The sequence below is a fragment of the Brasilonema bromeliae SPC951 genome (assembly GCF_012912135.1).
Taxonomy (GTDB): domain Bacteria; phylum Cyanobacteriota; class Cyanobacteriia; order Cyanobacteriales; family Nostocaceae; genus Brasilonema; species Brasilonema bromeliae.
On the sequence record NZ_QMEB01000290.1, the window covers coordinates 1 to 6,722 of the forward strand.

Annotated in this window: 7 protein-coding genes and 1 pseudogene; 3 read left to right on the top strand and 5 right to left on the bottom strand. The window is 41.5% G+C overall.

Annotated elements, in window-relative coordinates; genetic code table 11:
- On the bottom strand, nucleotides 1–1,176 hold a 1,176-nt coding region (locus DP116_RS25655; protein ID WP_169157840.1), incomplete at its 3' end, for an aminotransferase class V-fold PLP-dependent enzyme.
- Between the two features lie 279 nt (nucleotides 1,177–1,455).
- On the opposite strand from DP116_RS25655, the gene DP116_RS25660 reads away from it, so the two are divergent.
- Nucleotides 1,456–3,006 carry a TM0106 family RecB-like putative nuclease gene (locus DP116_RS25660; RefSeq protein ID WP_169157841.1) on the top strand — a complete coding sequence of 517 codons (1,551 nt, stop codon included), beginning with the start codon at nucleotides 1,456–1,458 and terminating at the stop codon, nucleotides 3,004–3,006.
- Here DP116_RS25660 and DP116_RS25665 read toward each other — a convergent pair whose 3' ends face one another.
- The 4 genes and pseudogenes from DP116_RS25665 to DP116_RS25680 all read right to left on the bottom strand — a co-directional run bounded on the left by DP116_RS25665 (nucleotide 3,007) and on the right by DP116_RS25680 (nucleotide 4,444).
- Nucleotides 3,007–3,402 carry a type II toxin-antitoxin system VapC family toxin gene (locus DP116_RS25665; protein WP_169157842.1) on the bottom strand — a complete coding sequence of 132 codons (396 nt, stop codon included), beginning with the start codon at nucleotides 3,400–3,402 and terminating at the stop codon, nucleotides 3,007–3,009. It abuts the gene before it with no gap.
- On the bottom strand, nucleotides 3,386–3,676 hold the full coding sequence (locus DP116_RS25670) for a prevent-host-death protein (RefSeq protein WP_169157843.1): 291 nt from the start codon (nucleotides 3,674–3,676) through the stop codon (nucleotides 3,386–3,388). Before DP116_RS25670 ends, DP116_RS25665 begins: the two co-directional genes overlap by 17 nt.
- A 66-nt stretch (nucleotides 3,677–3,742) precedes the next feature.
- Nucleotides 3,743–4,015, bottom strand: a pseudogene (locus DP116_RS25675) (toxin-antitoxin system HicB family antitoxin).
- 6 nt (nucleotides 4,016–4,021) lie between these two features.
- Nucleotides 4,022–4,444, bottom strand: coding sequence for a putative toxin-antitoxin system toxin component, PIN family (locus DP116_RS25680; protein ID WP_169157844.1), 423 nt, complete (start codon nucleotides 4,442–4,444; stop codon nucleotides 4,022–4,024).
- 237 nt (nucleotides 4,445–4,681) lie between these two features.
- On the opposite strand from DP116_RS25680, the gene DP116_RS25685 reads away from it, so the two are divergent.
- A complete protein-coding gene (locus tag DP116_RS25685; RefSeq protein WP_169157845.1) occupies nucleotides 4,682–5,071 on the top strand; it encodes a Het-E N-terminal domain-containing protein in 390 nt (129 codons plus the stop codon).
- A gap of 45 nt (nucleotides 5,072–5,116) precedes the next feature.
- Nucleotides 5,117–6,722 (top strand): nSTAND1 domain-containing NTPase (locus tag DP116_RS25690; RefSeq protein WP_439330041.1); only part of this gene is annotated, 1,606 nt, incomplete at its 3' end.

Below are 6,722 nucleotides of genomic sequence, written 5' to 3' on the forward strand. Positions count from 1 at the left end.
TCGTTGAATTCCTTCAACCAGTTCGTCGATTTCTGATTCTAGAGTCAAATAGTGAACACAAGCACGTACGCAGTCAGGATCGGCTATTGTTCTGGTTAATAACTTTTGTGATTCTAAAAACATCACAAGTTGACGACTGGTTGATGGTGTTTGATTTGTCAGTTGAAACGAGACTAAACCACTTTCTGGTGGAGAAGTTCGCAAACATTTGATATCGGGTAAAACTTGTAATTTTCGCCACAGGTACTCACTATTGCGGCAAATTTGCTGGTAACGTTCCTCTGGTGTTCCCCACTGCTGATGAGTTGCGATCGCCTCCCTTAGCGCCGTGTAAAGTGGATAGTTGGATGTCGCTACTTCATAGCGTTTTCCATCGCTTTGCCAATCTACAGGCTGTGCTTTACTGTCTAAAATAACGCCGCGCCAACCGATAAACGTAGGTTTCAAACTGTCTCGGGCTTCTGGTCGCACATACAAACCTCCCGTACCACCAGGACCACACAACCATTTGTGACCCGTAAAGGCGTAAAAATCCGCTCCCAATTCAGTGAGATTTAAAGACAGTAAGCCTACAGATTGAGCCGCATCTATCAGAAGTTTGACGGATTTTCCTCTGCATAATTTCGCTATTTTGTCAATAGGCAAAACTTGACCTGTATTCCAAAGAACGTGACTCAAGATCACAAGACGAGTCTTTGGACGTAAGTGTTGGGCAATGACTTCAACAGGATCACCTTCATTTAAAGTTGCCATTAGAGGACAGGTGGTGAGTTCAACACCGAACCTCCGCCCGATTTCCTGAGCTGTCGCTATAATACCAGGGTGTTCGCAGTCACTAAGTAGTATATGATCGCCCCTATGCCATTCAAGACCCCACATAGCAATATTACAGCCGACGGTGACATCTTCAGTGAGGGTGATTGTTTCGGCTGGGACACTTAACTCAGAGGCGATCGCATTTCTTGCAGCTTTTGTCTCCTCTATTATCCAACTGTTGACCTCAGTCCCAAAAGGACCTATTTGTTGGATATAAGCTTGCGCGTCAGAGATAGCATCCAAAGCCGTTTGTGGCATTGGTCCTTGACCGCCGTAGTTAAAATATGCTTTATTTGCCAAACCTGGAAAAAGCTGTCGATGGTGAAGTAACTTGGTAGGTGATGCAGAAAGAGTAGCCATCAGTGATCAATGAGTCATGACATATTAATTATTTTTATACAAAATTTAAAATTATTTTTGTCAAGTGCCTGTCCGTAGGGCATACTTTTTCAAGTGCATGCCTGTAATACCATTTCACTAAATTCTAGATACAGATCCTCTCCCTTGTCCTCCTTGTCCTCCTTGTCCTCCTTGTCCTCCTTGTCCTCCTTGTCTACCTGAATGTATTTGTGGACAATAACTTCAACTTTAGTTATCGGCTCACTACCAGAAAGTAATAATTCTTGTTACCTTAAAAGAATGTTAATCAATGCTGAACTACTGCTGCAATACCAACGCTGTAAGCGCCGACCTTTTTTAGACGTTCACGGGGATAAAAGTCGGCGAGAACCTGAGAGTGACTTGCTGTTGAAACTTTACCAAGACAGGATTGCTCATCACAGGAGTATTTTGACAGAGTTTACGTATCAGCGACCAGTCTATCGACAGGGAGACTGGAAAGCAGGAGTGACAGCAACCTTAGAGTTAATGGAACAAGGGGCTGAGTCCATTTATCAAGGGGTGCTGGTCACAGGTTATTCTCAAACACATACACTACTAAGCCGTCCAGATATTCTTGTCAAACATAGAGGAGAGTCCCGCTTTGGAGATTGGATGTACGTTCCAGTCAATATTGAACTGGGTAAGCGTCCTAAACAGGAGTATCAGGTTGTAGCAGCATTTCACGCATATGTGTTGGCTATGGTGCAACAAAGTGAATTGGAAATAGCTTGGCTGATGCTGCGTGGTAAAGAGGCGGGTTATTCTGTGGATCTACTCAAATGGATGCCACAAATGCATCGTGTTCTGGAAGAGTATATTCAAACTTTAGAAACAGAGGAAGCGCCTGAAGTCTTTATCTCTCGTCAACGGTGCAATCTTTGTCCTTGGTACGATTATTGTTATACTGTTGCCCAATCTCAAAAACACCTTTCTTTGTTACCAGGAGTGACACCTGTTCGCTACACACAACTGCAAGCGCTGGAAATCACAACAGTAGAATCTTTGGCAAAAACTTATCCGACTCAATTAGAAAACTTGCCAGGTTTCGACAGCGCAGTCGCACCCAAGCTGATACTACAAGCAAAATCTATTCTGGAAAACCGTCCGTTCATCATACCGAATTTGCCACCAAAGCAACAATACGTCCTAAATTCTTGCACTGTTGAAACTTCTGTTTGCCTCGACACAACTATAGAAATTGATACAGAAGCTACACAGTTGCTTACCCCTAGGAATGACACCATTACTACAGCGCCTGTAGAAATGTTTTTTGATATTGAGGCGCAACCAGATTTGAATTTAGATTTTCTGTTAGGAGTTTTGGTAGTTGATAGGCAAGCTAAAACAGAAAAGTTTTATTCCTTTTTAGCAGAAAGCCCAGAAGAAGAAGAATTGGTTTGGCAGCAATTTCTGAATTTGGTTTGGCAATATCCAGATGCACCAATTTATCATTTTTGTGTTTACGAACTTGATACAGTCAAACGACTGGCAAAGCTTTACCAGACTCCACAAAGTTATGTGTTGCCCGTTCTGAATCGGTTTGTGGATATCTATAAAATCTTAACGCAAAACGTGGCATTACCTATAGAAAGTTATGCTTTGAAAGCGATCGCACGATGGTTGGGGTTTGAGTGGCGTGATCCAGAAGCCAGCGGTATGAAGTGTATTTACTGGTATGATCAGTGGTTAGAGATGGGCGATCGCTCCTTACTTGAAATCATCCAACGTTACAACGAAGACGACTGCCTCGCAACCCGCAGTGTGAAAGACTGGCTGGTGAACTTTTTACAAAAAAACAATGGTTTGTAATCAGCTAAATGGATTCAATGTGGATATACCACAACCATCAAAATCCTTAATATTTCTTGTAACAAGTGTCAAAGAATGTATTTTAGCTGTTGCCGCGATAAATATATCAGCTTGTGTTCGCGGTTTACCTTGAGTTCTCAAAAAGCCTCTCAATTCACCCGAACACTTGGCAATTTCTGAGGTGATGGGGAGAATTTGACAGTGAGTGAAGAGAAAGTTTTCAAACCAGTTTTGAATCCTAGCATTAGGCTTGGCTGTTAAACCATAATAAATTTCCTCAATTGTAATAACACTTAAGTTAATGGATGTCACAGTACCACTCCATGCTGTCACCCCTGAATTTGGCATTGGGCGAGTTAATTCACTGATGATATTCGTGTCACAAAGATGACTCATCCTGATCTTCCGTAAAAGGATTATCGCGATTGCTTCGTGCTGGTATTTCTAAGCTATAATTTTCTTCGGTACATAACTGTTGAAGTTCTTTAAAGACTTGAGCTAGAGATGTTTTTGCAGTTTTTTGCCGCCAATTTAAAAATTCTTTAAAAAGCTCAGGATCTACAATTGCAGCCACTAATTCCTCTTGAGTATAAATTAGCTGAGGTTCAAGACTTGTTGCATTAATGATTGAAGGTAGCTGTTGTTTGGCTTCTTCAAGTGTCCATTTCATTCTAAAAATCTCCAAGTTTTGGAAGTATTGAATATAAAGACTGTTTATATCATTGCACTACAAGCTCTATTCTGTCAGAGTATCAAGTTTAGCCAGTATTCTTAACCCTTCTTCTGGGTTGCCCTTCGGGTTCGCAGTCGCCTACGGAGGGAGACCCTCCTGCAGCGCTGTCTCACCAGTCGCAGCCATTGCTTTAAATCTTGTATGGGCATCAAATTCTGCTAAAGCTATGGTAGAAAGTTCTTCAATCAGCTTATTAACACTTATGCCTTTGGCTTGAGCAAGTTCTTTCAATCTATTATGCTTATCGTCTGGTAAACGAATAGTTAAAGTTGCCATTTTTGTTTAACTCCTAATAATTTTTTCGGGTTTTAATATTGATAAGTTAGGAAATAACAATTCAGCATTTTGGAAATCTTTGACATTGTGAGTAGCAATAATTTGGGCATTCCCTGCAACTGCTAATTCAATTAAGTGATTGTCAGCTTCGTCTTTTAAATTAGGTCGCCATAAATAGTAGATATAAATCCATTGACTGACGCTCATCAATGATGTAAGTAAAGCAGAAATTTCTTCACTCGTTAAAGGGCATTTGGCGATAATTTCTGTTCGCTGAATGACTGATTCATACTCAGAAAATAAAGCATTTCCCATCAAAGGCTGATATTCACCTTTCAAACAGCGTCGAATGAGTTCTCTACTGGAGCCTTGAGAGCTAATCAGCGCACTAATAAAAACGCTGGTATCAACTACAATTTTTATCGCCATGTCATGATGATAGCATATACGCTATCATCCAATATAGAGTTAACCGCATCCTCCTAGATAAAACTGATAACTATACATAAGCGCAAATAACTGCGTCTAAAAAAAAAGAAACATTTCTGGAATCATCTGTTTTTACAATGAATATTAATGGTGAAAGCTACCCTACCGTTGCGGTTAATAATTCAAAAATCATAAAAACGACGGCTTCCACCAGTACAGATAAGTTAAGGAGAAACTATGGATCCTATTACTTCAGCAATTGTTTTGGGCATCGCAGGAAATTTTGCTACAGATGCAGTCAAAGCTGGTTACAAAGCGCTCAAAGATGCTCTCACAAAGAAATATGGTTCAGAAAGCGAGTTGGTTGAGGCAGTCAACAAATTGGAACAAAAGCCCAATTCAGAAGCTCGTAAAGCCACGCTACAAGAAGAAGTTGAATCTGCCAAAGCGTTAGATGACTCTGTTATTGTGCAGTTAGCACAACAATTGCTTGCCAAGGTGAAAGAACAACCAGGTGGACAGCAGGTTATCACCCAGACTATCAACAACGTCAAATATGCTGCTACTTCTGGTACTGCTAACGCCAGTATCAGCAATATTGAGGAACACGGTCAACCTCAAGCATAACGCTTGTCAGTACTTTCATCAATCAGGAGAAGGTGAGCTGCTGGCATGGCTGAACAAAGCGATATCAAACAAGCAATTACGGAAACACAATATGCAGCCACTTCTGCAACAGGCAGTGCTGTTATTAATATCACTAACTATTATTACCGTGAGGACATTAGGACAGCACCTGTTAACCCTGCCAAAACTTCTGCTGATGACAACTTGCCATGCCCTTATCGCGGTCTATTTCACTTTGGTCCCAATCATACTGAATTCTTCTTTGGACGCGAAGTCTTTATAGAAGAACTTATACAAGCAACTGCAAAGCGGAGCTTTATTCCTGTACTAGGTGCTTCCGGCAGCGGGAAATCTTCCGTTGTATTAGCAGGGCTAGTGCCAAAATTGCAACAACAGGGGAATTGGTTATTTACTCATTTCCGTCCTGGTTCTGACCCGTTTTACGCTTTGGCTGAAGCGCTGGTTCCTCTTTATACAGATTTGAATGCTACTCAACAAATAGCCCAAGCACGCGAACTGGCTGACTATTTTTGCGCTCGCAAGGTTCTTCTTCCTGACGTAATCACCAGAATCCAACGCAATCATTCTAATCATCGGCTGCTGTTGATTGCTGACCAGTTTGAGGAAATTTATACTTTATGTAACAATGAATCCACCCGTCGGCATTTTCTAGATTGCTTGCTGAGTCTCATTCAAACTTCCACAAACCAATTGCCTACGGTGCTAGTTGCTACTATGCGAGCGGATTTTTTAGGCAGTGCGCTGGAGTACCGTCCATTTGCTGATGTCCTGCAAGATGACATCAAGCTGGGACCAATGAACCGCAAGGAACTATTGGAGGTAATTGAAAAACCTGCCCAAAAGCTAGGAGTCACATTGGAAGGTGGACTCATAGAACGCATTTTAGATGATGTTGAAAATGAACCAGGTACATTACCGTTACTGGAATTTGCTTTAACTTTACTGTGGGAACGTCGAAGTGATAGACAACTCACTCATGCAGCGTATGAAGCGATTGGTGAAGTCCAAGGTGCCCTAGCAACTCATGCCGATAAGATTTATAACAATTTCGATGCTACCGAACAACAACAGGTGCAGCGAATTTTCATGCAATTGGTACGCCCAGGCGAAGGTACAGAAGATACGCGTCGGATAGCCACAAAATCTGAATTGGGTGCAGCCAGCTGGTTAAGAGTGAGTCAACTGGCAGATGCGCGATTGGTCGTTACCAGCCGAAATAGCTCTGGTCAACAAACAGTGGAGGTTGTACATGAAGCGTTAATCCGCCACTGGCAGCTATTACAAAGTTGGATTGATGAAAATCGCAGTAAAATTATCCAAAAGAATAGAATTGAACGCTTGGCGACTGAGTGGCAACAGAATAAGCAGCTTAATGATTATTTACTTCAAGGAAAACAGTTAAAAGAAGCGAAGGCGTTCCAGAAAGAGGAATTGACAAACTTTGCCTTATCGGACTTGGCTTGTGAGTTTATTAAGAAAAGTATCAAATACGAACGCAGCAGGAGATTAAAAACAAGTAGCATTTTGACAATTCCTCTTCTGATTGTATTTGTAGTTGTTGCTTTACCTATAAGAAAAGCAAACGAGCAGCAGGCTTTGAATACAATTCAAAATCCTAAAAATCCTGGAG

Excerpts from the sequence above, each read along its gene's own strand:
- DP116_RS25660 (WP_169157841.1), top strand. The coding sequence starts at position 1,456 with ATGTTAATCAATGCTGAACTACTGCTGCAATACCAACGCTGTAAGCGC.
- DP116_RS25665 (WP_169157842.1), bottom strand. The coding sequence starts at position 3,402 with ATGAGTCATCTTTGTGACACGAATATCATCAGTGAATTAACTCGCCCA.
- DP116_RS25670 (WP_169157843.1), bottom strand. The coding sequence starts at position 3,676 with ATGAAATGGACACTTGAAGAAGCCAAACAACAGCTACCTTCAATCATT.
- DP116_RS25680 (WP_169157844.1), bottom strand. The coding sequence starts at position 4,444 with ATGGCGATAAAAATTGTAGTTGATACCAGCGTTTTTATTAGTGCGCTG.
- DP116_RS25685 (WP_169157845.1), top strand. The coding sequence starts at position 4,682 with ATGGATCCTATTACTTCAGCAATTGTTTTGGGCATCGCAGGAAATTTT.